General features: G+C 69.3%; 22 protein-coding genes and 1 pseudogene. 10 read left to right on the top strand and 13 right to left on the bottom strand.

What is annotated here, in order from left to right:
* Window positions 1-12: 12 nt before the first annotated feature.
* The 3 genes from NB3_RS19970 to NB3_RS19960 all read right to left on the bottom strand — a co-directional run bounded on the left by NB3_RS19970 (window position 13) and on the right by NB3_RS19960 (window position 3,284).
* The gene (locus tag NB3_RS19970) at window positions 13-1,260 is read right to left on the bottom strand and encodes an esterase/lipase family protein (protein WP_067805467.1); all 1,248 of its coding nucleotides are present in this window, start codon (window positions 1,258-1,260) and stop codon (window positions 13-15) included.
* Between the two features lie 38 nt (window positions 1,261-1,298).
* Window positions 1,299-2,297, bottom strand: a complete 999-nt coding sequence (locus NB3_RS19965; protein WP_244891987.1) for an SMP-30/gluconolactonase/LRE family protein — start codon at window positions 2,295-2,297, stop codon at window positions 1,299-1,301.
* Window positions 2,298-2,567: 270 nt separating this feature from the next.
* Window positions 2,568-3,284 carry a metal-dependent hydrolase gene (locus tag NB3_RS19960; RefSeq protein WP_067805462.1) on the bottom strand — a complete coding sequence of 239 codons (717 nt, stop codon included), beginning with the start codon at window positions 3,282-3,284 and terminating at the stop codon, window positions 2,568-2,570.
* A gap of 660 nt (window positions 3,285-3,944) precedes the next feature.
* Between NB3_RS19960 and NB3_RS19955 the strand changes: the two genes are divergently transcribed.
* The 4 genes from NB3_RS19955 to NB3_RS19940 all read left to right on the top strand — a co-directional run bounded on the left by NB3_RS19955 (window position 3,945) and on the right by NB3_RS19940 (window position 9,333).
* On the top strand, window positions 3,945-4,985 hold the full coding sequence (locus NB3_RS19955; RefSeq protein WP_067805648.1) for a hypothetical protein: 1,041 nt from the start codon (window positions 3,945-3,947) through the stop codon (window positions 4,983-4,985).
* Between the two features lie 566 nt (window positions 4,986-5,551).
* Window positions 5,552-6,139 carry a membrane protein YczE gene (gene yczE, locus NB3_RS19950; protein WP_244891991.1) on the top strand — a complete coding sequence of 196 codons (588 nt, stop codon included), beginning with the start codon at window positions 5,552-5,554 and terminating at the stop codon, window positions 6,137-6,139.
* A gap of 356 nt (window positions 6,140-6,495) precedes the next feature.
* Window positions 6,496-7,053, top strand: a complete 558-nt coding sequence (locus NB3_RS19945; RefSeq protein ID WP_067805642.1) for a GNAT family N-acetyltransferase — start codon at window positions 6,496-6,498, stop codon at window positions 7,051-7,053.
* 66 nt (window positions 7,054-7,119) lie between these two features.
* A complete protein-coding gene (locus NB3_RS19940; protein WP_067805459.1) occupies window positions 7,120-9,333 on the top strand; it encodes a molybdopterin oxidoreductase family protein in 2,214 nt (737 codons plus the stop codon).
* A gap of 178 nt (window positions 9,334-9,511) precedes the next feature.
* Here the strand turns inward: NB3_RS19940 and NB3_RS19935 are convergent, their stop codons facing one another.
* On the bottom strand, window positions 9,512-10,123 hold the full coding sequence (locus tag NB3_RS19935; protein WP_244891986.1) for a TetR/AcrR family transcriptional regulator: 612 nt from the start codon (window positions 10,121-10,123) through the stop codon (window positions 9,512-9,514).
* Between the two features lie 138 nt (window positions 10,124-10,261).
* Between NB3_RS19935 and NB3_RS19930 the strand changes: the two genes are divergently transcribed.
* The gene (locus tag NB3_RS19930) at window positions 10,262-11,395 is read left to right on the top strand and encodes an FAD-dependent oxidoreductase (RefSeq protein WP_067805453.1); all 1,134 of its coding nucleotides are present in this window, start codon (window positions 10,262-10,264) and stop codon (window positions 11,393-11,395) included.
* A gap of 31 nt (window positions 11,396-11,426) precedes the next feature.
* Here NB3_RS19930 and NB3_RS36600 read toward each other — a convergent pair whose 3' ends face one another.
* Entirely contained in the window at window positions 11,427-12,398 is a 972-nt protein-coding gene (locus tag NB3_RS36600; RefSeq protein WP_067805449.1) for an enoyl-CoA hydratase/isomerase family protein, read from the bottom strand.
* A gap of 163 nt (window positions 12,399-12,561) precedes the next feature.
* Entirely contained in the window at window positions 12,562-13,464 is a 903-nt protein-coding gene (locus tag NB3_RS19920; protein WP_067805447.1) for an alpha/beta fold hydrolase, read from the bottom strand.
* 128 nt (window positions 13,465-13,592) lie between these two features.
* Here NB3_RS19920 and NB3_RS19915 point away from each other — a divergent pair, with 128 nt between their 5' ends.
* Entirely contained in the window at window positions 13,593-15,449 is a 1,857-nt protein-coding gene (locus NB3_RS19915) for a Na+/H+ antiporter (RefSeq protein ID WP_067805444.1), read from the top strand.
* A gap of 1 nt (window position 15,450) precedes the next feature.
* Here the strand turns inward: NB3_RS19915 and NB3_RS19910 are convergent, their stop codons facing one another.
* The gene (locus NB3_RS19910) at window positions 15,451-15,999 is read right to left on the bottom strand and encodes a TetR/AcrR family transcriptional regulator (protein ID WP_067805441.1); all 549 of its coding nucleotides are present in this window, start codon (window positions 15,997-15,999) and stop codon (window positions 15,451-15,453) included.
* Window positions 16,000-16,174: 175 nt separating this feature from the next.
* Here NB3_RS19910 and NB3_RS36850 point away from each other — a divergent pair.
* A pseudogene (locus tag NB3_RS36850) lies at window positions 16,175-16,363 on the top strand (TetR family transcriptional regulator); the annotation flags it as partial.
* 104 nt (window positions 16,364-16,467) lie between these two features.
* On the opposite strand, the gene NB3_RS19905 reads toward NB3_RS36850, so the two are convergent.
* The 6 genes from NB3_RS19905 to NB3_RS19880 all read right to left on the bottom strand — a co-directional run bounded on the left by NB3_RS19905 (window position 16,468) and on the right by NB3_RS19880 (window position 22,182).
* Window positions 16,468-17,529 carry an MBL fold metallo-hydrolase gene (locus NB3_RS19905; protein ID WP_157111889.1) on the bottom strand — a complete coding sequence of 354 codons (1,062 nt, stop codon included), beginning with the start codon at window positions 17,527-17,529 and terminating at the stop codon, window positions 16,468-16,470.
* A 43-nt stretch (window positions 17,530-17,572) separates the two neighbouring features.
* A complete protein-coding gene (gene mshC / locus NB3_RS19900; protein ID WP_067805439.1) occupies window positions 17,573-18,811 on the bottom strand; it encodes a cysteine--1-D-myo-inosityl 2-amino-2-deoxy-alpha-D-glucopyranoside ligase in 1,239 nt (412 codons plus the stop codon).
* Between the two features lie 196 nt (window positions 18,812-19,007).
* Window positions 19,008-19,817 carry an SCO1664 family protein gene (locus tag NB3_RS19895; protein WP_067805435.1) on the bottom strand — a complete coding sequence of 270 codons (810 nt, stop codon included), beginning with the start codon at window positions 19,815-19,817 and terminating at the stop codon, window positions 19,008-19,010.
* A 4-nt stretch (window positions 19,818-19,821) separates the two neighbouring features.
* Window positions 19,822-20,406, bottom strand: a complete 585-nt coding sequence (locus NB3_RS19890) for a DUF3090 domain-containing protein (RefSeq protein ID WP_039798216.1) — start codon at window positions 20,404-20,406, stop codon at window positions 19,822-19,824.
* 71 nt (window positions 20,407-20,477) lie between these two features.
* Window positions 20,478-21,236: a histidine phosphatase family protein gene (locus NB3_RS19885; protein ID WP_067805432.1), complete on the bottom strand. Its 759-nt coding sequence runs from the start codon at window positions 21,234-21,236 to the stop codon at window positions 20,478-20,480.
* Window positions 21,237-21,252: 16 nt separating this feature from the next.
* A complete protein-coding gene (locus NB3_RS19880) occupies window positions 21,253-22,182 on the bottom strand; it encodes an undecaprenyl-diphosphate phosphatase (protein WP_067805429.1) in 930 nt (309 codons plus the stop codon).
* A 271-nt stretch (window positions 22,183-22,453) separates the two neighbouring features.
* Here NB3_RS19880 and NB3_RS19875 point away from each other — a divergent pair, with 271 nt between their 5' ends.
* From NB3_RS19875 to NB3_RS19865, 3 genes are read left to right on the top strand one after another with little or no spacing between them, the layout of a single operon-like run.
* The gene (locus NB3_RS19875; RefSeq protein ID WP_067805426.1) at window positions 22,454-23,413 is read left to right on the top strand and encodes an aldo/keto reductase; all 960 of its coding nucleotides are present in this window, start codon (window positions 22,454-22,456) and stop codon (window positions 23,411-23,413) included.
* 20 nt (window positions 23,414-23,433) lie between these two features.
* On the top strand, window positions 23,434-24,486 hold the full coding sequence (locus NB3_RS19870; RefSeq protein ID WP_084823495.1) for a heme/hemin ABC transporter substrate-binding protein: 1,053 nt from the start codon (window positions 23,434-23,436) through the stop codon (window positions 24,484-24,486).
* Window positions 24,483-25,568, top strand: a complete 1,086-nt coding sequence (locus NB3_RS19865) for a FecCD family ABC transporter permease (protein WP_067805423.1) — start codon at window positions 24,483-24,485, stop codon at window positions 25,566-25,568. Before NB3_RS19870 ends, NB3_RS19865 begins: the two co-directional genes overlap by 4 nt.
* Window positions 25,569-25,603: the final 35 nt, after the last annotated feature.

Here is a 25,603-nt window from a genome sequence, read left to right as displayed (position 1 = left end):
CCCACAGGGAATTCACCGCGAAACCTCGTCGGACCGCACCGATTCCGATGCCAGCCAGCCACGCAGTGCGCGGTAGACCGCCGCATGATTGAGCAACGTGAAGTGATGCGCCGACGACAGATGCATCCCCTTGTCGACGTCGAACCCGACACGCCGGGCCCGAGCGCGGCCGGAACCACTCGCGGTGAGCACCAGCCCGTCACCGATCACACGCCCCACCGGATGCCGCGCACTGCGCGTCACGGTCGCGGTGACGAAATAGTGGTCCACATCCGGCAACAGCGGAACCTCGCGCAGCACCCGGCGACGCAGCGCGTCGGCGTCCAACCCACGCCAATCCTCATCCACCAGCGAACCGTCCCGAAGATCCCGGATACCCGCGCTCCGGCGCCGCAACAGCCGCCCGAACGGACGAGTCTCCGGAAACCGCACCAGCGCCGCCGACGCGTAATGCACCACCTGCTCCAGCGGCGCGCCCATATGCGGCGAACCCAAGCACACCACTTGGCGCACCCGCCGCACCCACGACAACCCGGCTTCACTCGCCACAAAGCACGCGCCACGGGCGACCAACCCGCCCATCGAATGACCCACCAGCGACACCCGCTCGACCGGCACCGGCCACCCATCGATCAAGCCCTGCATCAATTCGCTGAACTGTGCCGCGTTCTCCGAGATGTGCAGGCCGGAGTTGTACCGAACCTGTAGCGACGTACATCCCAGATCGGACTCCAGCCGCTCGGCATAGGTCGGCCCGCCACCCAGGCGCCACGCGTGCTCGGTCTCCACCAAGCCGTGCAGGAACACCACCACATGCGCACCCGGCCGTCGGACGCGCGCACCCACCAGTTCCGCGGGCGCGGGAGCGCCATCGATCCGAAACGTCATCGGACCGGCCAGAATCGGCCGCGTCCGCTCGAGATCGTCACCGATCAAGCCCTGCAACGCGGCCAGCAACCCCGAACCGTACACCGTGCGTGACGGCGCGACGCCGGGCAGATCCGCCGTCCGTTCCGCGACCATGCCCGCTGCCACGGCGGACCCGCTGACCACGCGGTAGACACTCTCGGCGATCGCATCGTGCATCAGCTCCACCGGAGCCGCCGCAGGCCCCACACCCCACCGCACCGCGGCGAACACGCGGCGCGCGATCGCCTGGTGCACGGCCGCGATCCCATCGACCGCGCCGCCGAGCTCGTCACCGGCCAGCCGGGCCAGTGCCCTGACCTCCGCTTGCCGCTGGGGCACACTATTCGTCACCAGTCGAGTGTACAAGTGTGCACTGAAAAAGGTGAACCCTACGGCACCCGCGACACGGCCACCGCTCGCTCGGTGAGACTGCCCAGATACAACACACCGTCCTGCTCGACCACGCCGGTCACCATCGAATAGTCGGTGCCCTCGACCTGAAGGTCGTGCACGACATTGCCGTCGAAATCGACCGCCAATACCCACACCGTCCGCGCAGGCTTCGGCTGCACCCACTTCGGCAGCGTCCACACGATCCGCCGCAGAATGCCCGGCAAGGGAAGCAGCCGATCCAGCAACGGATTGCGCGGCGAAGGAAGCGTGATCCAGATCAGGCCGTCACTGCCGAGGCCGAGATTGTCCGGGAACCCGGGTAGGTTCTCGATCAACCGCTCCTGCGTGCCCGCCTTCGGGCCGGTGAGCCAATAGCGGGTGAGGCGGTAACCGCCGGTCTCCGCGACGACCACACTGGAGCGATCCGGCGCCAGGACGACGCCGTTGGCGAATTGCAGATCGTCGATGAGCGTCTCCACCTTGCCCGAGGGGTCCCGGCGGAACAGGCGCCCGGTGCCGGAGTGCTCCAGGATGTCGCCCATGTACTCGTCGAGCGAGTATCGGCGTGACGACGCGGAGAAGTAGATCGTGCCGTCGCTGTCGCGCACCACATTGCTGGCGAACCGGAGTCGTTCACCGTCGATCTCATCGACCAGAACGGTCAGCGCGCCCTCGGTGTTCAGCTCCAGCAGTCCCCGCTCGAAGTCGCAGATCAGCACGCGACCGTCGGCGTCGGCGTGCAGGCCGAGGGGGCGACCTCCGGTGTTCGCGAGCTCGCGGACCTCGCCGGTCGCTGGATCGATGCTGAGGATGGCACCGCCCTCGACGCCCGCGAGGATCCTTCCATCGGGGGAGAGGACGACATCTTCCGGGCCCGCGCCGGGCAACTCGAGGCGCCGGATCTCGGGAAGGGTTGGGGCACTGCGGGTTTGCCGCGCTCGGGCGGGGGAGGGTGGCGGAGTCCAGCGCTGCGGCTTCATGGTCGAGGCGAGCATGGCATCAGGGTAGCCGCGGAAGTGCGGAGTTCCGGGAAAACGATGCCTGCTTGGCGACCATCTCGAGCGATATAAGATATGGATACGTAGATATGCGCATCTAACTATGCAGATCCAACCTGCCCACAAACCGCGGACACATTTCAACCGAAGAAGCAAGGAGGGGAGGGACCCCGACTTATGCGGAACCAGTTGTCGCCTGCCGCTGCCCAGGCTTCCGAGGGGGCGCATCCTCGCCGGATCGAAACCTGGGCAGTGGCGGCGATGATCTCAGGGCTGGTGCGTGATGGTGTACCACAGGATGGCCAGCGTACCGGCCGTGAACAATGGCGCCACGATGAAGGTTTCGACCTTGTTGCCGGTGCGTTCGATGACCGGAAAACTGACTCGCACGCCGAACGGCCAGAACAAGCGGCAACCGCGCTCGGTAAGGCAATCGCCGAGCAGGTGGGCCAGCGCACCCAGGCCGACCGCGAACGGCAGCCACACCGGCTTGTCGGCGATCCAATGCTCCATCGCGAACGTGCCCGCGGACGCGAGCACGACGATCGGTCCCCATGCCTTGAAGTTGTTGCCGGACGGGCACAGATGTAGCGCGCGCACGGCCAGGGCCAGCAGGAAGAACACCAGGCCGAGGGTGAACCAGCGGCCGAGCCAGTGCTCGCCGGCCCAGGTGCCGTAGGCGACGGCCGCGACGAACGCCAAGGAATGGGTGGCGCCGCGGTGGCCGCCGGCGACCCACGAGATGAGCTTGCACGCGGTGTGCGTGATCGGACCCAAAGCGTGCGAGATGGTTCCGTCCGGATGGTCCGCATCGGGGAGCAGTGCGGCGCCGGCCGTGAGGAAGACCCCCAGCAGCAGATCGACGGTGCCGAGATGGCCGGTCGCATCCTGGAGAGCCGGAAACGTCAAGATCGTGACCGGAAGCGTCGCCGCTGCCGCCGACCAAGCCAGCGCGCCACTGGTCGCATGTGAATGTCCAAGCACGATTCGAACGTTAGTTCACCTTCGTATCGGTTCGCGAATGCGACTGGGCGAGGGCGGAACCAGGTCGGGAGCGACACCGTCGACGTGTTCTGCGAGACGGGGTAGGGGAGTGCTGAGGAAAGTCGGTGTGGAAATCGTGGCACGACAACGATGATGGTCCGACTCGGCGCTGATCACACGCGCGCTTCTTTGTTCGGGTCGGCGTCGTCGGCTGGCGCGGCAGTTCGGGGACGTGACGTGCGGAATGAAGATTGCGATACGTTTTTATGCGTATGTATACATCTATCCGTCATCAGGCGAAGTCACGGACCAACCTGACCGAAATCCAAAGCAGCACAGACACCGGGGGTTGCCTCTTCGCGAGGGGTGCAGGTGAAAAGGCAGCGTCGGAGGACGTCGACGATGGCAACCGTCGCCGCGAAATGGCGTGATTGTCGTTGCGCGATACCGGCAAGGCCGACAGGTGATGCGGGTCGCCAGTGAACGATCGCTGAAGGTTTCCCAGGCGTGGGGGACCTTGCTCCGTAATCTGCGTCTACGCTGCATCGCGTAGCGCGAACTGATCGATTGCTTTCTGCCGCAGCGGACCACCGTCCGGTTGTGCGGCAAATGTCTGGTGTCGGTCGTGCGGGCGGTGGTAGGCGATCTGAGGAGGTTGTGGTGGGTGTGGGTCGTGGAGTCCATCTGTGCGGCAGTGTCCCGCTGGCGGATGCGCGGACGGTCTTCTCCGAGGCGTCGCGGCGGATCGGGCAGCATTTGAAGCGCGTGCCTGACGGTGAGACCGGGGTACGGGACAACTGGGTGGTGTGGCAGCTGCCGAAGATGCAGGCACATCCGGACCTGGAAACCGTTCCGCCGCCCAGCCCGGAGTACGGGCCGAGCGAACGGGTGCAGCCCAAACCCGGCGTCGAGGCGGCGTCGATCGATTTCGGTCCTCTGGGTTACGCGGAGGCGGCGCTGGAATCCTGGGAGGTCTTCCGGCAGCTGCGCGAGGATGGCACCATTCCGGCGGGTATCCGGTTCCAGGTGAGTTTGCCGACACCCATCGCGGTGATCGGAGCGTTCGTCGCAGGCCCGCAAGGGGAGTTGGAACGCAGGTACGAGGCGCGGCTGCTGGACGAACTCGCCGCGATCCTCGCCGGGATTCCTGCCGAAGACCTTGCGGTGCAATGGGATGCCGCTGTCGAGTTCGCCATTTTCGAGGGCATCTTCCCGTCCTGGTTCGGCGCCGACTATCCGACGCAGCTCGAAGGAGTAGGGGAGCGACTGGTCCGGTTGGGCGCCGCGGTGCCCGAATCGGTGGAACTTGGCTATCACCTTTGTTACGGCGATTTCGGTCATCGTCACTTCGCCGAACCCGCCGATACCGGCAAGCTGGCGGCGGTGGCGGGCCGCGTCCTGGCCGGTCTGGACCGGCGGGTCGACTGGATCCATCTGCCGGTGCCGCGTTCCCGCACGGACGCCGACTATTTCAAGCCCCTCGCCGATCTCGCTCTTCCGCCGGAGACGGACCTGTACCTCGGCCTGGTGCACGCCACCGACGGCCGCGCCGGCGCGATCGAACGCATCGAGGCGGCCCGCACGGCGGTCGCCGAGTTCGGCATCGCCACCGAGTGCGGCATGGGCCGCCGCTCATCCGATCAGATTCCCGCGTTGTTCGACCTGCACGCGGAACTGGCGACCATGCTGTCTCGAGTCTGAAACCTCGGCGCCGGGCCATCTCCGAGGTTGGGCCCGGCGCCGGGGGGGGCGCACGATAATTCGCCTGCCATCGATGTGAGGGATGAGCGCGCGCGAGTCGGAGGAGGTGGTGCGGGCCTCTACTTGACATAATGTCAATTATCGGTGGAAATCGGGAGCGGCTCGTCGCGGCTGTTTCTGCCCGTTCAGCGTTGCTCTCGCGCGAGTTGTGGGCGTCCCGATGTGTCGGGGCTCGCCTACGTTTGCCACGCGCTGGGTCTGGTGTCGCGTTCGGATGGCTGGGTCCTGGCGTATTTGTCTGCTTGATGGAAATTTTTCGGTTTTCATCGGCTTGCTGGGACGATCTTGCGAATTCCCTAGATTGACCTCCTCTCAACTAGCGTCCCGGATCGATGAAAACGTCACAGTGACACTTCAGTGCGCACCCGAAAGTGTCGGTGGATTGCGTTGTGTCCAGTGATCGGTGATTGGCTCTGGTTGTGGTGGCCAGTTGCGGGCACGCTGGGGTGGTGCTGGTTCGTCGGTTGGTCGCGTTGTATGTCGGATTGTGGTTGTACGGGTTCTCGATGGCGGTGATGGTGCGGGCCGGGCTCGGGTTGGATCCGTGGGATGTGTTTCATCAGGGTGTGGCGCGGCATGTGCCGATCAGTTTCGGTGCCGTCACGGCGCTGACCGGTGTCGCGGTGTTGTTGGCCTGGATTCCGCTGCGGCAGTTGCCCGGGCTGGGCACGGTGAGCAATGTCGTGGTGATCGCGGTGTCGGTCGACGCCGGGTTGGCGTGGTTGCCGTCGTGGGATGCGCTCGGGGTGCGGGTGGGTGCCATGGCGGCCGCGGTCGCGCTGAACGCTGTGGCCAGTGTGCTGTACATCGGGGCGGGCATGGGTCCGGGTCCGCGGGATGGATTGATGACTGGACTGGTTCGTCGGACCGGTCGATCGGTGTGGGTGGTGCGCACGGCGATCGAGCTGACGGTGTTGACGACGGGGTTCGTCCTCGGTGGTAGCGCCGGCGTCGGAACGCTGGTGTATGCCTTCGGGATCGGCCCGCTGATCCATCTGATGATCCCCGCGGTGAACCGGTTCCTGCCGGGGTTCGCGGCGCCGAAGCCGGCGCCTGCCGTCGGCGGTGAGGCGGTGGGAGTCCCGGCCGCGTAGCGAGACGGGGCGCGACTCCCCTACTCCAGGGGGCGCCGCCCCCTCTAATCGTCACAGTGACAGTTACGGGCGACGGCAACCCGCGCACGGGACGGTCGATTCCGCACGCCCGCCATCGGTTCAGTGGTCGAGTCCTGAGTGCGCCGGTGCCGAGCGACCGCGCCGAACCGGGCACGGTGTAGCCGCCGCACGGTCTGAGACGGTTGACAGCATGCCTGTCTTGGCGGCGTCTCGCTGCGCGGGCGGTGCGGTTGCGTGCGAATCCGCTTGCGGGTAGGCGTCATCGGGCACTTCGGCGACGAATTCTGTGGCGGCGGATGGTGGGTGCGGGTGACAATCCGGATGTGTCCGCTCTGATGCCCGACGTGGTCGCCGCCGAAGTGTTCGCCGCGGGAGTTCAGCCCACCCTGCGGGGCGCGGCTGTGTTGTTGCGGCCGTGGGCGAATGCGGATGCGGCGGTGATTCGTGCTGTCTATCAGGATCCGGATATTCAACGCTGGCATGTTCGCGATGTGGTCTCCGAGGCCGAGGCGCGGGAGTTGATCGCGCGCTGGCGGGCAGGGTGGCGTGAGGGTGACGGCCCGCAGTGGGCGGTTGTCGTGGAGGGTGTGGTGGCGGGGCGTGTCGGGTTGCGGAATATGTCGCCTGCCGATGGCGTGGCGGGAATCGCGTACTGGACCGCGCCGGGGTGGCGGGGCCGCGGGGTGACGCCCGCCGCGGTCGAGACGGTGACCGAGTGGGCGTTCGGGGTGGGTTTTCATCGGCTGGAGGTGTCGCATTCGGTGCGTAATCAGCCCTCGTGCCGGGCGGCGGTGAAGGCGGGGTTCGTCCCGGAAGGTGTGAAGCGCAGTGCGGGGTTGCACGCGGATGGCTGGCACGACATGCACGTGCATGTCCGCATTCGTCCGATATAGAGCCCTGTACGGAACGAGCTGTCCCAGATAGCCTGTGGGAAGCGATCCGGCAGAAGGTGAATTTTCATGAGTGCTAACACCATTGCCCGCCAGTGCACGTTGTGTGAGGCGCACTGCGGGATTCTCGTCACGGTCGACGGTGATCAGGTGACGCGGATCGAGGGCAATCCGCAGGACGTGCTGTCGAAGGGCTACATCTGCCCGAAGGCGACGGCGATGGGCGGGTTGCACCACGACCCGGATCGGTTGCGGACGCCGGTGCGGCGGGTGGGTTCGTCGTTCGAGCCGATCGGCTGGGAGGAGGCGTTCGAGGAGATCGGGCGGCGGTTGCGGAAGGTGCGTCGCGAGCACGGGAACAGTGCCGTGGGGATGTATCTGGGGAATCCGGCCGCGCACAGTTCGTCGGTGCTGTACGCGGTGCTGCTGCGGTCGGTGCTGATGACGCGGAACTTCTTCTCGGCGTCGTCGATCGATCAGTTCCCGCAGGAGTTCGTGGCGTGGCGGATGTTCGGCTCGAATGTGCTGATGCCGGTGACCGATATCGATCGGACCGATCGCCTGGTGATCCTGGGGGCGAATCCGGCGGTGTCGAACGGGTCGGTCACGACCATGCCGAACGCGAAGCAGCGGATCCGGGACGTGCGGCGGCGTGGCGGGAAGGTCGTGGTGATCGATCCGCGGTGGACGGAGACGGCGCGGCTGGCCGATCAGCACGTGGCGGTGGCTGCGGGTGGGGATGTGTATCTGCTGCTGGCGATGCTGCATGTGCTGGTGGCCGAGGATCTGTGTGACGAGAAGGCGATTCGGGCCTCCAGCACGGGCTGGGAGTTGCTGCGGTCGCTGGTGGCCGAGGCGTCTCCGGAGGCGATGGCGCAGTACGCCGGGGTGGACGCGGGGACGATTCGCGGGCTCGCCCGGGAGCACGCGGCGGCGTCCTCGGCGGTGCTGTACGCGCGGATCGGGGTGTGTCAGCAGGTGACGGGCACGTTGACGCATTGGTTGGTGAACACGATCAACGCGGTGACCGGCAATTTGGATCGGGCCGGTGGTCAGATGTTCGCGACGCCGCCGATCGATGCGGTGCGGTACGGGAAGTATCTGCCGGTGGGGTACGGGGCGTGGACCGACAGTTCCGGGACCTACAAGTCGTTTCGGTCGGAGTTGCCGGTGGCGGCGCTGGCGGAGGAGATGCTGACCGAGGGGCCGGGCCGTATTCGCGCGATGATCACGTATGCGGGCAATCCGGTGCTGTCGACGCCGCAGCGGGGCCGGTTGGGTGCGGCGCTGGATTCGCTGGATTTCTATGTGGCGGTGGATATGTACGTCACGGAGACGACGCGGCATGCCGACATCATCCTGCCGCCGATTTCGCCGTTGGAGCGGGAGGACGTCAACATCCTGTTCCCGGTGTTCAGTGTGCGCAACAATCTGCGTTTCGACGCGCGGGTGTTCGAGCCGCCTGCCGATGGGTTGGAGGATTGGCAGATCATGGCGCGGTTGGTGACCGAGGTGGTGCCGTTGCCGGCGCGCCGGTTCACCGGGCGGGTGGTGAACGCGTTGTTCGATCGGGTGAGTCCGTTGCGGATCGCTTCGCTCGGTGTCGCGGCGGGTCCGTACGGGGTGTTGCGGCGTGGCCGTAAGGGTTTGACGGTGGGTAAGGTGCGTGCGGCCGCGGGTGGGGTCGATCTGGGGCCGTTGCGGCCGCGGCTGCGGTCGTTGCTGGGGACGAAGGATCGGAAGGTGCATCTGGCGCCGGAGGATTTCGTGGCGGCCGCGCGGCAGGTGCTGGCGGACGCGCGCGCGGGTAAGGCGGTGACCGCGCCGTCGGACGGCTACGACTTGAAGTTGATCGGTCGCCGTCATCTGCGCAGCAACAACTCGTGGTTGCACAATGTGCCGTCGATGGTGAAGGGGCGGGATCGGTGCACCGCGCTGATGCATCCGGAGGATGCGGCCGCGCGGGGGTTGCGGGACGGCGAGCCGGTGACGGTGCGTTCGCGGACCGGGTCGATCGTGGTGCCGTTGGAGGTGAGCGACGACATCCGGGCCGGGACGGTGGCGATTCCGCACGGGTGGGGGCATCAGGAGCCAGGTGTCGGGTGGACGGTGGCGGCGTCGTTGCCGGGCGCGAACGTGAATTTGCTGCACGATCCGGCGTTGACGGACACGTTCTCGGGGACGGCGGCGGTGAACAACACCTGGGTGACGGTGACGCGGGCGGCCGTCGACGCGCGGGAGCGCGCCGGTGTCGGCGAGCGGGAGCCCGCGCCGACGGCTTGACGGCGGCGGCTCGTCCTGTCGCCAGGCGGAATGGGTGCGGGAGCCGCGGTGTTGCCAGGTCTCCGCACGGGCGCGCAGGTAGTGCACGCTGTGCGGATACCGTCAGGGCGTGGGGTCCGGAGCGTGCAGGCGTGCAGCGTCGAGCCACGGGCGGGTGTCCGGTTTTCTCGGCTGTGGGTCAGGTCGGGATGCGGGCTTCGATGCCGTCGAGGAGGAAGTCCAGGCCGGTCTGGAAGGTCTGGTCGGCGTCGAGGTGGGCGGCGTCGCGGATGACCGTGGCCAGGGCGGGGTATCGGCCGGTGGCGAAGGCCCGTTCCAGATACGGTCCGTAGGCGGCCTGCCACTGTTTTTCGTCCATTCCGGTGGCCCGCTCCGCGCGCCGTTCGGCGATCTCGCGGCGCACCGCGCCGATGACGTAGGCGTCGACGGCGGTGACCACCGGCATGACGATGTCCACGTCGACGCCGTCGAGCGCGGCGATGACCGCTTCTCCCCTGGCCAGCGCGTTCGGTCCTAGCTGGGGTCGCCCACCGAGCAGGTCGGCGAGCCATTCGTGCTGGTGGACGGCTTGCCGGGTGGTTTCGGCGACCGAACGCAGCACTTCGCGCCTGCTGTTTCCGGTCGGCCGGATCTCGGCGTAGACGGCGTCGACCATCAGGTCGAGCAACTCGTCTTTGGTGGCGATGTAGCCGTACAGGCGCATCGGCCCGACGTCCAGGGCGGCGGCGACCTTGCGCAGCGACACCGCTTCGAGGCCGTCGGCGTCGGCCAGCCGGATCGCCGCGCGCACGATCCGCTCCCGGCTCAATGGGGCGGGTACGGGTCGATTCGGTGGCTCGGGTCTCTCCCACACCAACATGCCGCTGACATTACATCGCACCCGCCGATACACTGTATCGAAACAGTACGGTGTATCGGAGAGGTAATCATGACCATCGCCATCATCGGAGCCGGCCTCGGCGGCCTGGCCCTCGCTCGTGTGCTGCACGTCAACGGCATCGACGCCGTCGTGTACGAACGCGAGCCCGCGCGCGACGCCCGCGGTCAGGGCGGCATGCTCGACATCCATTCCGGGACCGGGCAGCGCGCGCTGCGCGAGGCGGGCCTGATCGAGCAGTTCCACGCGATCGCCCGCGGCGAAGGGCAGGACATGCGCCTTCTGGAACCCGACGGCACCTTGCTGCTGCAGGAGGACACCCCCGACGACGCCCCGCTCGAGCGCCCCGAGGTCGACCGCGCCGATCTGCGTGCGCTGCTGCTGGATTCCCTGCCCGAGGGTGTGGTGCGCTGGGGACGGGCGTTCGAATCCGCCGACAACGGTGTGCTGCGCTTCGCCGATGGCAGCACCGCGACCTGTGAGCTGCTGGTCGGCGCGGACGGCGCGCAGTCGCGAGTTCGCCCGCTGCTCACCGACGCCCGCCCGGCGCATATCGGCCAGAACGTCGTCGAGCTCGGTATCCCCGACATCGACCGCACCCACCCCGATCTCGCGGCGATGGTCGGACGAGGCAACTACTGGGTGCTGGGCAACGGTCTGTCGCTGGCGGCGCAGCGCAACGGCGACGGCCGCGTTCGCATCGGCCTCAGCTTCTACAACACCGGCGAGGACTGGTTCGCCACCAGCGGAATCCCGTTCGAGGACCCGGCCGCGGCTCGGGCGCGGCTGATCGAGTTGCTTTCCGGCTGGCACGAGCGGTTCATCGCACTGATCGCGGCCTGTGACGATGCGGTCGTGCCGCGGTCGATCACCACGCTGCCGGTCGGGCTGACCTGGCCGTCGACGCCGGGGGTGACGTTGCTCGGCGATGCCGCGCACCTGATGCCGCCGGTGGGCGAGGGCGCCAACATGGCGCTGCTCGACGGCGCGCTGCTCGGCCTGGCGCTGGCCGCGCACCCGGACGACTTCCCCGCCGCTGTCGCGGAATACGAGCACGAGATGTTCGAACGCACCAGCGCCGCCGCCCGGCAGTGCGCTGCCATCCAGGAAATGCTGATGGCCCCGGACGCCAGCCGCAGAATCCTCGCGTTCTTCCAACCCGGCTCGGATGCCGCCGACAGCTGAGGACGCTGTCGCGTCGGTGCTGCGGGCTGCGCTATCCGCTCACCTGGTCGACGCGAGTGCCGTCGAGCCAGGGCTGCGGATCGGCGAGGAACGGGGTGTCGTCGAGACGTTCGAGGTCTTCGAAGAAGGCTTTCGTGGTGCGCGCGGCCGCGGCCGTGGTGCCGACGGAGACGAAGGCGGCTTGTTCGGCGTCCAGGCCGCGGGAGAGGGTTTTGTCGGCGCCGAAGTAGACGGCGCGTTTGAGTTCGGCGACGACGAGCGGGTTGCGCGCGGCCAGCCGTGCCGCGGTGGCCTGGGTTTCGGCGAGCAGGTCCGGCGCGGGGACCACCCGGTGCAGCAGGCCCAGACGCAGCGCTTGCCGAACGGTGAAGGGTGCGCCTTCGAGGGTGATCTCGATGGCTTTGGCGGCGCCGAGCAGGCGGGTGAGGCGTTGGGTGGCGCCGCCGCCGGGGATGAGGTTGGCCAGTGTCTCGATCTGGCCCAGGCGCACGTGGTCGGCGTCGGCGGCGTAGCGCAGGTCGCAGGCGAGGGCGATCTCGTGGCCGCCGCCGAGCGCGGGTCCGTTGATGGCGGCGAGATAGGCGACGCCGGAGCGGTTCATCCGCAGGGTGGTGCGTTTCCAGCGGTAGCCCCAGACCAGGCCCGCGCCGAGTCCTCCGCCGTGGCGTTCGACCAGGGCGGTCGCGCCGGGGACGTGCAGCACGGCCGCGGCGGCGCGCAGGAAGGGTGCCGCGGCGCGGGCGGGGACGAAGGGGCGCGGTTTGTCGATCATGCCGCCGAGGGCGGCGGGGTCGGCGTGGGTGAGGAAGCGGCCGGGCAGTCCCCCGGTGAGCACGACCGCGCCGACGGTGTCGTCGGTGTCGGCCGCGGCGGTGAGGATGTCGAGGTCGCGGACGACCGCGGTGGTGACGAAGTTCCACGGGGGTGCGACGACCCGCGCGGTGAGCACGCGCCCGGTCTGGTGGAGTTCGATGGTCTCGAGCGAGAGGTCTGCGGCGGACATCGGCGGCTCCTGGGGTGCGTCATTGTCGGCGGTCGGGCCGTGGGAGTGGTTCCGCGCGACGGTGTTTCGGCGGCGGCCCGCTGGCGTGGCGTGGTCTCCACCCTAGTGCCGCGGCGGTGTCCCGATGTTCCGGACCGGCTGCCCCGCCGGTCCGGAACGCGGGTCAGGCGGTGGGCTTGTGGACGCGGGTGTCGTGGAATTCCAGCAGTGCCTCGAGGGTCTGCTCGGGTGCTTCCAGTTGCGGGTAGTGGCCGATGCGCGGCAGTTCGACGACGTCGGGGTCGGTGATCAGTTCGCGGTAGCGGCGCACCATGTGGCCGCCGGAGACCGGGTCGGTGAGGCCGTCGAGCAGCCGGATCGGGACGCGGGCCTGCTGCAGGGCGCCCACCCAGCGCTGCCGTTGCCTGCGTCGTTCGCCCATGTAGCGGATCAGCTTGTGGCCGTTGCGTTTTCCGTGTTTGCTGCACCACAGCAGCCAGAACTGGTGCAGTTCGACGTCGGTGGGTTTGGTGTCGGGTCCGAACACCGCGGCCAGGCTGCGGTGGAAGGTGCGTTCGCTGCCGAGCACGCCGACGAGCGGGCCGAGCGGGCCCGCCAGCAGCCGCTGCACCGGGCGGGGGCGGTGGGCTTCGGGGAACAGGCCGCCGTTGAGCAGGAACACCGATTCGATCACCAGGGATTCGTCGCCGCCGGCGCGGCGTTCGGCGTCGCGGGCCAGTAGTTCCTGGGCGACGCTGTCGCCGTAGTCGTGGGCGAGGATGTGGAATCGGCTGACGCCTTGTTCGCGCAGCAGGGTTTCGTGGATGTCGGCTTGGTCGGTGATGCGGTAGTCGTAGTGGCGGGGTTTGGCCGACCAGCCGAAGCCGATCATGTCCGCGGCGATGACGCGGGCGAATCGTTCGCACAGGCCGGGCCAGACGCGGTGCCAGTCCCAGGACGCGGTGGGGAATCCGTGGATGCACACCAGCGTCCCGTCGGGACCCGCGCCTGCGTCGCGCCAGAAGATCTGGTGACCGCGATGTGTGTGGCGTCGTCCGTTCGCCCGCCAGGACGCGAACTCCTCCATGGTCTACCTCCTTGTCGTCGACAAGCATGGCGCGTGGACGCGCCGGGCACAGTAGTTCCGGTCGGCCGTGCACGTGTCATCTACCGCGCGGGCCGTTAGCCGATCGTGCGCTCTGCGAGAATTCCACCGTGCATGTCGCGATCGGCCTGGTTGTTCTCGTCGCGTCGGCGGCCGCGTTGGCGGCGCTGGCGCGTCGGTTCGGGATCTCCGAACCGCTGGTGTTGACGGTGGGCGGGGTGGCGGCGTCGTATCTGCCGTTCCTGCCGGAGATCCATTTGGAGCCGGAGATCATTCTGCTCGGTTTTCTGCCTCCATTGCTGTATACCGCCGCGATCCGCACGTCGTTGGTGGATTTCCGGGCGAATGTGCGCACGATCGGGTTGTTGTCGGTCGGTTTGGTGTTGTTCACGACGTTCGCCGTGGCGGTGGTGGTGTGGTGGCTGCTGCCGGTGCCGTTCGCGGTCGCGGTGGCGTTGGGCGCGGTGGTGGCTCCGCCGGACGCGGTGGCCGCGACGGCGGTGGCGCGGCGGATCGGGATGCCGCGGCGGATCGTGACGATCCTGGAGGACGAATCGCTGTTCAACGACGCGACCGCGCTGGTGGCGTTGCGGACGGCGCTGGCGGCGATGGCGGGCACGGTGTCGGTGTGGGCGGCCGGGGCCGATTTCGCGCTGGCGGCCGGTGGCGGCGCCGCGGTGGGGGTGGGGGTGGCCTACCTGCTGGCGATGCTGCGGCGGCGGATCACCGATCCGGTGATGGACACGACATTGTCGTTCCTGGCGCCGTTCGCGGCGTATCTTCCCGCCGAGGGCATTCACGCCTCGGGGGTGATCGCGGTGGTCGTGTGCGGGATGATCCTGGGGCACAACGCGCCGGTGTGGCAGAGCGCCGCGTCGCGGATCGCCGAGCGCATCAATTGGCGCACGATCCAGTTCATCCTGGAGAGCGCGGTGTTCGTGCTGATCGGGTTGCAGGTGCGCGGCATCGTGGAGGGTGCGTGGCACAGCGAGCTCGATCACGCGACGCTGCTGTGGTCGGCGGTGGCGGTGCTGGCGGCGACGATGCTGGCGCGTCCGGTGTGGGTGTTCGGGTCGGCGTTGCTGTCGCGCAGTCTCGGTGGCGGCGAGGCGGTGCCGGTGCGTCATCTGGTGGTGGTGTCGTGGGCGGGGATGCGCGGGGTGGTGACGTTGGCGGCGGTGTTGCTGCTGCCGCAGGACACGCCGTTGCTCGCGGTGCTGCGCCTGCTGGCGCTGGTGGTGGTGGCGGGGACGTTGCTGGTGCAGGGCACGTCGCTGCCGTGGCTGGTGCGGTGGCTGCGGTTGCGTGCGCCCAGCCGCGCGGAGGACGCCTTGCAGAAGGCCAACCTGCTACAGCAGGCCACCGCGGCCGGTCTGGCCGCGCTCGAACGGGAGGTCACGCCGGACACCCCGCAGGGGGTGGTGCAGACGTTGCGTGATCGTGTGCTGTGGAAGAGCAACGCCGCCTGGGAGCGGTTGGGGCGGGCGGAGTCGGAGTTGGTGACGCCCACCGCGGAATACCGGCGGCTGCGGTTGGCGATGTTGCAGGCCGAACGCGCGACCGTGTTGCGTGTGCGCGATTCCGGCGCTGTCGATTACGAGATCCTGCAGCATGTGCTGGGGCAGCTGGATCTCGAGGAGTCGATCATCGATCGCTACGACGAGACCGAGGAAGAGCGGATCGAGCCGCTGGCCGCGGCGGGAACCGACGACGCCTGCGCGCATCTGCGCGACGCGCCGCTGGTGCGCACCCACGGCGGGCCGGACGAATGCGCCGAATGCCTCGCCGAGGGCCTGGCGTGGGTGCATCTGCGGATGTGTCTGGCGTGCGGGCACGTCGCCTGCTGCGATTCCTCTCCGGGCAATCACGCCACCAAGCATCACGCCGCCAGCGGGCATCCGGTGATGCGCAGTGTGGAGCCGGGTGAGGCGTGGCGCTGGTGCTATGTCGACGAGCTGCTGGGGTAGCTCAGCGCTGGGCGTGGGAGTAGATCAGGCGCGCGTATTCGGCCAGCAGCTGGTCCAGTGAGAGGTTCTCCCCGCCCGCGGCGATCTGCTGGTAGCCGACGAGCATCGCCATGCCCAGCGAGGTGACCACCGCGGCGGTGTCGTTGTCGCCGACGACTCCTTTGACCGCCTTGTGCACGGTGCGCCTGCGGGATTCGTCGACGCGCTTGAGTGCGAGGTTGACCGATTCGTCGTTGGCCGCCCAGGCGCGGATGGCGGCTTCGGCGGCGTGGTGCAGACCGGAGGCGAGGTCGGACATGGCGCGGATGTCGTCGTCGGGATTGCCCTGGTTGAACGGCATGGTGCCCAGGATGCGCACCTGGCGGTTCTCCCAGTGCTCGAGCAGGGCGTCGACGAATCCTTGCCAGCTGCCGAAGTGGTGGTAGAACGAGCCGCTGGTGACGCCGAGCTGCCGGCACAGGACGCCGATGTTGAGACCTTTGAAGCCGAGTTCGGCGAGCACTTCCAGGCCGGTGTCGAAGTACTGCTCCTTGGTGACCACTCGTGACATGCGGGCGCCGTTCTGTTCGTTCGGTCAGGGGGGAGGGACCGAACAGTACCCCATCGTAGGGTCGCCTGGAGGGCGCACGGGAAGTACCGTCGCGTACGCCGAGAAGACACTTCGGTACCTGTTACCTGCTGAGATACCTAGCGCGCATGGGTGCGGCCGCGGGACACCGCGCGGCATGCCACGCCCCCGGATCCACGACCCCGGCACCGTGCTCGATGCCGCGGAATCGCTGGCCGTTCGCTGCGGCCCCGCCGCTGTCACGACGCACGCGGTCGCCGCCGCCACCGGCGTGTCCAACGGCGCCATCTACCACACCTTCGGATCGCGCGCCGAGCTACTCGGCCGCACCTGGTTGCGCGCCGCTTCCTGGACCTGCAGACCGCGCTCCCGGAAGGACCCGCCATGCCCACGCTCGACTACCACGACAAGATCGCCGTCCTCGAGCTCGCCGCGACGGCGCGGGAGCGCTCACAACTGGAAAGTGAGCCGCTGCGGGTGCACGTAGTCGGCCGGGTCGTGCATGACGCGCAGTTGCGGGCGCCGCGGCGCGGGGATGCGTTCGAGTTCCGCGCGCAGCGCTGCGTCGTAGGTCGCCGCGCTCGCGGTGAGTCCGGGCAGCCAGTTGTCGTGATGGCTCGGCACGAACAGCCCGGGGCTCAAAGCCTGGATGTAGGTGCGGGGATCGCGCAGGCCGTTGCTGATCTGGTTGTAGCCCTGCACCGCGCCGATCTGCACATCGGTGGCCGGTAGCGCGGCGAGGGTGTCGAACACCTGCGGGGCGCGTTCGGTGAGCGGTCCGGTGGAGTCGTGCCACACCAGAGCGAAGCCCGGCACCCGGAACTGATACAGCAGCACCCCGCCTTCGGGATCGCGCAGGCGCGGCAGGCTTTGCAGCAGGCCGCCGGGTGTCGGCGGGTGGGTGAGCACGACGCCTGGTTCGGGGCGGGGAAAGAAGCGGGGTGATCCGTCGACGGGATCGGGTGGGGTGCGTGCGGAGTGCAGGTGCCGCACGACGCTCACCTGCACCGCGCCCACGGTGCAGTCTTCGCGGGCGCCGATCGCGGTGTCCGCGTCACCGTGCGCGGCGGTGGGGAACGCCGGGTCCTCGACCTGGGCGGCGATGTTCGCGCAATGCTCGGCGGTGCCGTGCACGACCGCGCCGCCGGCCGCGGCGATGCGGCCGGCGGCGGCGGCGTGATCGAAGTGGCCGTGGCCGATGAAGATCGCCGCAGGCGCCAGGTCCACCAGATCCTGCGGGGTGGCCGGGACGTAGCCGGTGCTGGTCAGCCGTGGCACCCACGCGTCGAGCAGCAGCACCGAACCGCCCATGGCCAGGGCGTAGGTGGTGCAGCCGACCCAGGACAGCACGACCCGGTCGGTGCGCAGGGCGCCCGTCGCCGGGTCGACGGTGTCGGCGCCGAAGAAGCGGGCGCGCGCGGCGATCGTCCGCGGATCGGCGGGACCGGCCGCCGGGCGCAAGCGGCCGACGCGGAGAGATTTCAGCAGCCCGAGGCCGGGAAGGTTACACACCTGCGTACCCCATCACGAGCGGGTGATGCGGGCAAGGGGTCGGCTACAGGCGGATGCCCAGCAGCGCGTCGACGGCGGTGGCGATCAGCGCGGGCGCGTCGGCGTCCTGGCCGCCGTAGTCCAGCGCCTGACGCGCCCAGCTGTCGATCGCGTCGAGCGCCTTGGGGGTGTCCAGATCGTCGGCCAGATGCTGGCGCAGGCGTGCGACGGTGTCGGTGGCCGAAGGGCCCGCGGGCGCTGCGGCGGCCTCGCGCCACAGATGCAGTCGCCGCTGCGCCTGCTCGAGCAGGGCGTCGGTCCACATGCGGTCCTGGCGGTAGTGGCCGGCCAGCAGGCCGAGGCGGATAGCGCCCGGATCGACGCCGTCGCGGCGCAGCGCGGACACCAGCACGAGGTTGCCGCGCGACTTGGACATCTTCTCCCCGTCCAGCCCGATCAGCCCGGCGTGCACGTAGTGGCGGGCGAAGCGGCGCCCGGCGATGAGGGACTCGGCATGCGCGGCGGAGTACTCGTGGTGGGGGTAGATCAGATCACTGCCGCCGCCCTGGATGTCGAATTCCGGGCCGATACGGTTCAACGCGATCGCCGAACACTCGATGTGCCAGCCGGGCCGCCCAGGGCCGAACGGGGCGGGCCAGGACGGCTCGCCCGGACGCGCCGAACGCCACAGCAGCGCGTCGATGGGGTCGCGTTTGCCGGGACGGCCGGGGTCGCCGCCGCGTTCGGCGAACAGCCGCTCCATGGTGGCGCGGTCGTAGCCGGATTCGTAGCCGAACTGCTCGGTGGCGTCGGCGCGGAAGTAGATGTCGGGGTATTCGGCGTCGTCGACGACGTAGGCGGCGCCGGAAGCCAGCAGTTTCTGCACGAATTCGACGACCTCGTCGACGGATTCGACGGCGCCGATGTAGTCGCGGGGCGGCACGATCCGCAGCGCGGCCATGTCCTCGCGGAACAGGTCGGTCTCCGCCGCGCCCAGGTCGCGCCAGTCGACGCCGTCGCGGGCGGCGCGTTCGAACAGCGGGTCGTCGACGTCGGTGACGTTCTGCACGTAGTGCACGTCGTGGCCCGCGTCGCGCCACAGCCGGTTGACCAGGTCGAAGGTCAGGTAGGTCGCGGCGTGCCCGAGGTGGGTGGCGTCGTAGGGGGTGATGCCGCAGACGTACATGGTGGCGGTGGGACCGGCGGTGACCGGGCGCACCAGACGGTCTGCGGTGTCGTACAACCGCAACGGCGGTCCTGCTCCGGGGACGGTGGGGAGGGCGGTATCGGACCAGGACTGCATGCTTACGAGGGTAAAGGTGTGGTGCGGCTCATCCTTCCCCGGGCCGGTGGCCCACACCGCCCGCGCGCCGCGCCCGCCCGCCGCCACCTGCGTCTTCCAGCAAATCGTGGGATGTCAATAATTACGGTTTCGCTGAATCAGCTGTCGGCGCCGCGGGCAGGGCCGGTGACGGTGTCGTTCACGCCGGAAGGCACCGTCAGAAGGCGGGCCACGGAATGGGCCGCGAGGTGCGCGGCAGCGGCATCACCGGGTCGTCGAGCAGCCGCTGGGTGCGCTCGATCAACGCGTCGATCTCGGTGTCGGTGATGTGCGCGCCGAGCGTGTCGGCGAACGCGCCCGGCAGTTGCTTGGCGAACGCGGTGATGTCGGCGATCAACCCGTCGTCGATGGGCTGCCCGGCCCAGCCCCACAGCACGGTGCGCAGTTTGTGGTCGGTGTGCAGGCAGATGCCGTGGTCGACGCCGTAGACCTGCCCGTCCACCCCTTCCAGGGCGTGGCCGCCTTTGCGGTCGGCGTTGTTGAGCAGGACGTCCAGCACTGCCACCCGGTGCAGTCGCGGATCGTCGGCGTGGATCAGTGACACTTCGTTGCCCAGGTCGTCCTGCGCGCGCAGCACCTCGCGGAAGCCGTCGGGCACCGCGCCGGCCGGGCACAGGTCGATCAGGTCGAGGCGGTCGCCGCGGTCGGTGTGGTTGTCGGCGCCCTCCACCCAGCGCTGCACCATGCCGGGGCCGAAAGGGCCGTCGCGCAAAATGGTTTCGGGAATCACGCCCCAGCCGATCGCCTCGGAGATCAGGTAGGAGGCCACCTCGCGCCCGGCGAGAGTGCCGTCGGGGAAATCCCACAGCGGTCGTTCGCCGCGGATGGGTTTGTAGACCACCCGCAACGGTGCCTCGCCGGTGGCGGTGTCGTTCACCTCGCAGACCAGGGTGACGTTGCTGGCGGTGTTCACCCGCCCGATCACGGTCAGTTCGCCGCTGTGGAATCCGTCCCCGGTCTCGGCCACCGATTCACTCCTCTAGTTCGGCCGCGCCGAAGATGTCACCGCGTTTGTAGCCGTTGGTGCGCACGCACATGTGCCCGCGCGCCGACAGCGGCTCACCGCACAGCGGGCACGGCGGGCGGCCCGCGGCGATCACGCGGGTGGAGCGCAGCGCGAATTCGCGGGCCTGGATCGGGGTGAGGAACACCCGCACCGCGTCGGGGCCCTCCTCGGTGTCGTCGAGCACCACCGACTCGTCGACCTCGGTCTCGGTGATCGCCAGCAGCTCGACCACCACCGCGCCCGCGTCGGCGTCCCAGCCCAGGCCCATGGTGCCGACGCGGAATTCGGCGTCGATCGGGGTGACCAGGGGCGCGTTGTCGCTGACGTCCTCGGCCTGCGGGGGCACTTCGGCGCCGAAGCGGCGCGCGACCTCGTCCAGCAGCAGACCCATCCGGTCGGCGAGTACTTTGACCTGCTGCTTTTCCAGCAGCACGCTGACCACGCGCGGTTCCTGCACGGCCTGCAGGTAGAACGCGCGATCGCCCGGCTCACCGACGGTCCCGGCGACGAAACGATCGGGGGTGCGGAATACATGGATTGCGCGTGACACATGCACCTCCTGATATGACCCTGATCGACTACCCGCGGCGCGGGGATTGACTACGACGACCGCTCGGTTGTCTACAAGGAATCTCGACGCTCCGCATTCCCATTATCCGCACTCGCGTTGTTGCCGAGTTCGCCACCGGGGACTGGTCCGGAGACTTCGCCTCCCGGCGCGGGCCCGGCCGCGGCCTGTCGTTGCCCGCCTGCGCCCGCCAGGGCCGACAGGTCGGCGCCGGTGTCGTTGAGCCGCCACACGAAGGGGGCGGTGGGGGTGTAGCGCACGACGCTGAGCGAGGCGGGTTCGACGACGATGCGCTGGAAGCCGTCGAGGTGGATGCCGAGGGCGTCGGCGAGCACGGACTTGATCACGTCACCGTGGGTGCACGCCACCCACAGCGCGTCGTGGCCGTGTTGTTCGGCCAGGGCGCGGTCGTGCTCGCGGATCGCGGCGACCGCGCGGGCCTGTACCTGCGCCAGCCCTTCCCCGCCGGGGAACACCGCGCCGGAGGCGTGCCGTTGCACGACCTTCCACAGCGGCTCCTCCAGCAGTTCGGCGATGGGGCGGCCGGTCCACTCGCCGTAGTCCACCTCGAGCAGCCGGTCGTCGAATACCGGTTCCAGCCCGAACTTTTCCGCCAGCGGTGCGACCGTGCGCTGGCAGCGCAGCAGCGGGGAGTGCACGATGCGTTCGATCGGCAGCCCGGCCAGTCGTTCGGCCACGGCCCTCGCCTGCTCCTCGCCGCGCTCGGTGAGCTCGACGCCGGTGCTGCGACCGGCCAGGGTGCGGGCGGTGTTCGACGTCGACACACCGTGCCGCAACAGGATCACCGTCATGCGGTCAGCCTAGCGATCATGTCGCCGAGATCACCCCGCCCGCCAGCAGACCCAGCAGGATCGCGCCCAGCGCGATGCGGTAGCCCACGAACCAGTACAGCGAATGCCGCGCCACGAAACGCAGCAGCCACGCCACCGACGCGTAGCCGACCGCGAACGCCAGCACGGTGGCCACCAGCAGTTGCGGCCCACTGGCGTTGAGGCCCTCACCAGCGGGTTCGAACGCGTCCGGGAGGCTGAACAGGCCCGAGGCGGTCACGGCGGGGATGGCCAGCAGGAACGAAAACCGTACGGCCGCTTCGCGCTCCAACCCCAGGAACAGGCCCGCGGTGGAGGTGGCGCCGGAGCGGGAGACGCCGGGGACCAGTGCCAGGCACTGCGCGAAACCCATCGCCAGCCCGTCGCGGGTGGTCAGTTGCTCGATCGGGCGTTCCTTGCGGCCGAAGTGCTCACCGGCGGCGATGACCAGGGCGAAGAAGATCAGCATGAACGACACCAGCCACAGATTGCGGGCGCCGGTGCGGATCTCGTCTTTGAACAAGAACCCCAGCACACCGATCGGGATGGTGGCGATGATCACATACCAGCCGATGCGGTAGTCGAGTTCGCGCTGGGCCTGCTGGTCGAAAACGCGGGTGTGGTCGGCGGTGATGACCGGAAGTCTCGTGGTGGGCTGATCGTGCAGCGGCACCTGCTGGCGACCGCGCGCGGTGAGCTGCTCGCGCAGGCCCGCGAACCAGGCCAGCACGATGCGCCAGATGTCCTTGGCGAAGTACACCAGCACCGCCGCCTCGGTGCCCAGCTGGGTGACCGCGGTGAACGAGGCGCCCGCGTCGTCGCCGAAGAAGACCGACGACACGATGCGCAGGTGCGCCGAGGAGGAGATCGGCAGGAATTCCGTCAGTCCCTGCACCAGTCCCAGCACCAAGGCCTGCACCCAGGTCATCGACTCGCCTACCACGAAGCTTCCTCCACTTCCGCGTGAATACGCGTTTTCACCTGGGCATCGGTGCGGCGGCCGGTGGTTTGCCGCCCGGAACCGGCCCCAATCACGCAGCGACAGTACAGTGTCGAGGCCACGTCGGCGTGCCCGGCCGCCGGGCTGCTGTGGTCGCGGGTGCGCCCGCGCACCGAAGCGCGACCCACTGCGCTGGTGGGCGCCGAGTCGCGTGTCCACACTCTAGGCTTGGCGCCGTGACGAATGCGCGGACACGGTGATGGAACAGCGGACGGTGGGCCGCAGCGGCCTGCGGGTGTCGCGGATGGGCCTGGCGACCCATACCTGGGGTGCGCACACCGACGCCGAGAACGCCGCGGGGCAGCTGATGGCGTTCGTCGAGGCGGGCGGCACGCTGGTGGACACCTCCCCCGTCTACGCGGGCGGCGCCGCGCAGCGGATCCTGGCCGAGTTGCTCGGCGATCTGGTCTCGCGTGACGAACTGGTGCTCAGTGGATGCGCCGGGGTCGCGCCGTGGGGATTCGCCGCGGCCGGTGTGCCGGAGTCGGCGCAGGTCACGGTGGACACCTCGCGGCGGGCGCTGCTGCGGCAGCTGGATCGCACGCTGCTGGAGTTGGGCACCGACCATCTCGACATCTGGAATGTCGCGGTGTGGGATCCGCGGACGCCGCTGGAGGAGGTGGCCTCGACGTTGGAGCAGGTGGTGCGGTCTGGGCGGGTGCGGTACGCGGGGGTGCGCGGGTTCGGGGCCTGGCAGCTGGCCAGCTTGGCCGCGGTGGCGCCGGTGACCGCGGCGCAGACACCGTATTCGCTGCTGGCGCGGGGGGCGGAGAGCGATGTCGTGCCCGCGGCGCGGTTCCATGGCGTGGGGGTGATCGCTTCGGCGCCGTTGGCGGGCGGCATCCTGACCGGCAAGTATCGCGACGGTGTTCCGGCCGATTCGCGTGGCGCCGACGAGGCGACCGCGGCGGAGATCCGCAGTGGTCTCGACGAGCGCGCGACCCGGGTGGTGGATGCGCTGGTGACCGCCGCGGACGGGTTGGGCACCTCGCCGCTGGCGGTGGCGCTGGCCTGGATCCGGGACCGGCCCGGCGTCGCGAGCATGATCGTCGGCGCCCGCGACATCGGGCAGCTCACCGGCGTGCTGGCCGCCGAGACCCTGGAGTTGCCGCGCGCGATCGCCGCGGCCCTGGACGACGTCAGTGCACGCGCGGAGTGACACAGATTAGCCTTGCCTGCATGAGCACTGCAGCGACCGGGGGCGGGCGTGGGAACCGAGTCCGATGGCGGCGTGCCCTGCCGGTGTTGTTCGCGGTGAGCTTGCTGGCGGCGGCGGTCGGTTGTGGCGGCGACGCCGGGTCCTCGCACGGCGGGCACGGGCCCGCGACGGCGACGCTGAGCGATCTGGATCCGGTGCCGATCGGGCCGGAGCCGACGCCCGCGCTGCCGGTGACGGTGCGGTCGTTCGACGGCGCGCAGGTCACCGTCACCGATGCCTCCCGCATCATCGCCGTCGACCGTTACGGCACCCTGGCCCAGATCGTGTACGCGCTGGGGCTGGGGCCCAAGCTGGTGGGCCGCAGCACCTCGGCGGCGTTTCCGGCGGTGCGGGACGTGCCGAACGTGGCGGGGGGCAACGGGTCGCTGAACGTGGAGTCGGTGCTGGCGATGCGGCCGTCGGTGTTCTTGACCGACACCACCAGCGCCGCGCCCGCGGTGCGTGAGCAGCTGCGTGCGGCAGGGGTCACGGTCGTCTACTTCGATCCCGAACGCACGATGGACGGGGTGGTGCCGCAGATCGAGGCGGTCGCGGCCGCGCTGGGAGTGCCGCAGCGGGGACAGGCGCTGGCGCAGCGCACCCGCGACGAGATCGCCGCCGCCAGCGCCGCGGTGCCCGCCGCCGACCCGCCGCTGACCATCGCGTTCCTGTATCTGCGTTCGACGGCGATCACGATGCTCGCCGGGCCGGGGTCGGGTGCGGACGCGTTGATCGCGGCGCTGCACGCGCGGGACGCGGGCGCGGTGGCCGGGGTGAAGGAGCCGTTCACCGCGATCACCAGTGAGGCGATGATCGGTGCGGCGCCGGATGTGCTGCTGGTGATGTCGGACGGGTTGAAGTCGGTCGGCGGTGTGGAGGGGCTGCAGAAGGTGCCGGGGATCGCGCAGACCCCGGCGGGGCGCGACCGGCGGGTGGTGGACATGTCGGATGCGGTGCTGTTGAGTTTCGGGCCCAACACCGGGCGGGTGATCGCGGCGTTGAGCGCGGCGGTGTACGGCACCGGGCACGCATGAGCGTTTCGGAGACGGAAACGGCGGTGCCGCCGTTGCCGAAGTCGCGGGCGCGTTCGCGGGTGCTGGTGGTGTTCGTGGTCGCGGTGGCCGGGCTGGTGGCGCTGGCGGTGGCGTCGGCGGCGATCGGGCAGGTGCCGACGACGCCCGCCGAAGTGGCGGGCAGCGTACTGCACCGGATCGGACTGGATCTCGGGCCGATGCCCGCGCATCCCTCCGGTGAGGTGACGTTGTGGCAGGTGCGGTTCCCGCGGGTGGTGCTGGCGATGCTGGTCGGTGCGGCGCTGGCGACAGCGGGTGCGTTGTTGCAGGGTGTGTTCGCCAACCCGCTGGCCGAGCCCGGCGTGATCGGGGTGTCGGCGGGCGCCGCGGTCGGTGCGGGCACGGTGATCGTGGTGGGTGGGGCGTTCGTGGCGGCGTGGTCGGTGGCCGCGGCGGCGTTCGTGGCGGGGTTGGCGACGACGTTGCTGGTGTATCTGCTGGCGCGTTCGGGTGGCCGCACGGAGGTCGTCACGCTGGTGCTGACCGGTGTGGCGATCAACGCGTTCGCGGGCGGGTTGATCGCGCTGCTGCTGTTCGTGGCCTCCCCCGCGGCGCGGGATCAGATCGTGTTCTGGCAGTTGGGGTCGCTCAACGGCGCCACCTGGGAGTCGGTGGGGGTGGTGGCGCCGCTGACCGCGGTCGGTGTGGCGGCGGCGGTGCTGCTGGCGCCGCGGCTGGATCTGCTGGCGCTCGGGGAGTCGGCGGCCCGTCATCTGGGTGTCGACGTGGAGCGGCTGCGGCGCAACGTGATCGTCGTGGTGGCGATCCTCGCCACCGCCGGTGTCGCTTTCACCGGCATCATCCTGTTCGTCGGGCTGATCGTCCCGCATCTGGTGCGGATGCTCGTCGGCCCCGCCCACCGGATCCTGATCCCGCTCAGCGCCGTCGTCGGCGCGGTGGTGCTGCTGGCCGCCGACGTCACCGCACGCTCCCTGGTCGACAACGCCGACCTCCCCCTCGGCATGCTGACCTCCCTGCTCGGCGGACCCGTCTTCTTCTACCTGCTGCGCCGCACCCGCGCCCGCGCCGGAGGCTGGGCATGAGCGGGTCTTCACCAGTGGCACACGGCTGCGGGAAA

The organism is Nocardia beijingensis NBRC 16342, from assembly GCF_001612785.1.
Taxonomy (GTDB): domain Bacteria; phylum Actinomycetota; class Actinomycetes; order Mycobacteriales; family Mycobacteriaceae; genus Nocardia; species Nocardia beijingensis.
The sequence above is the reverse complement of the archived record's forward strand: the minus strand, read 5'-3'. Positions and strand labels throughout refer to the sequence as shown.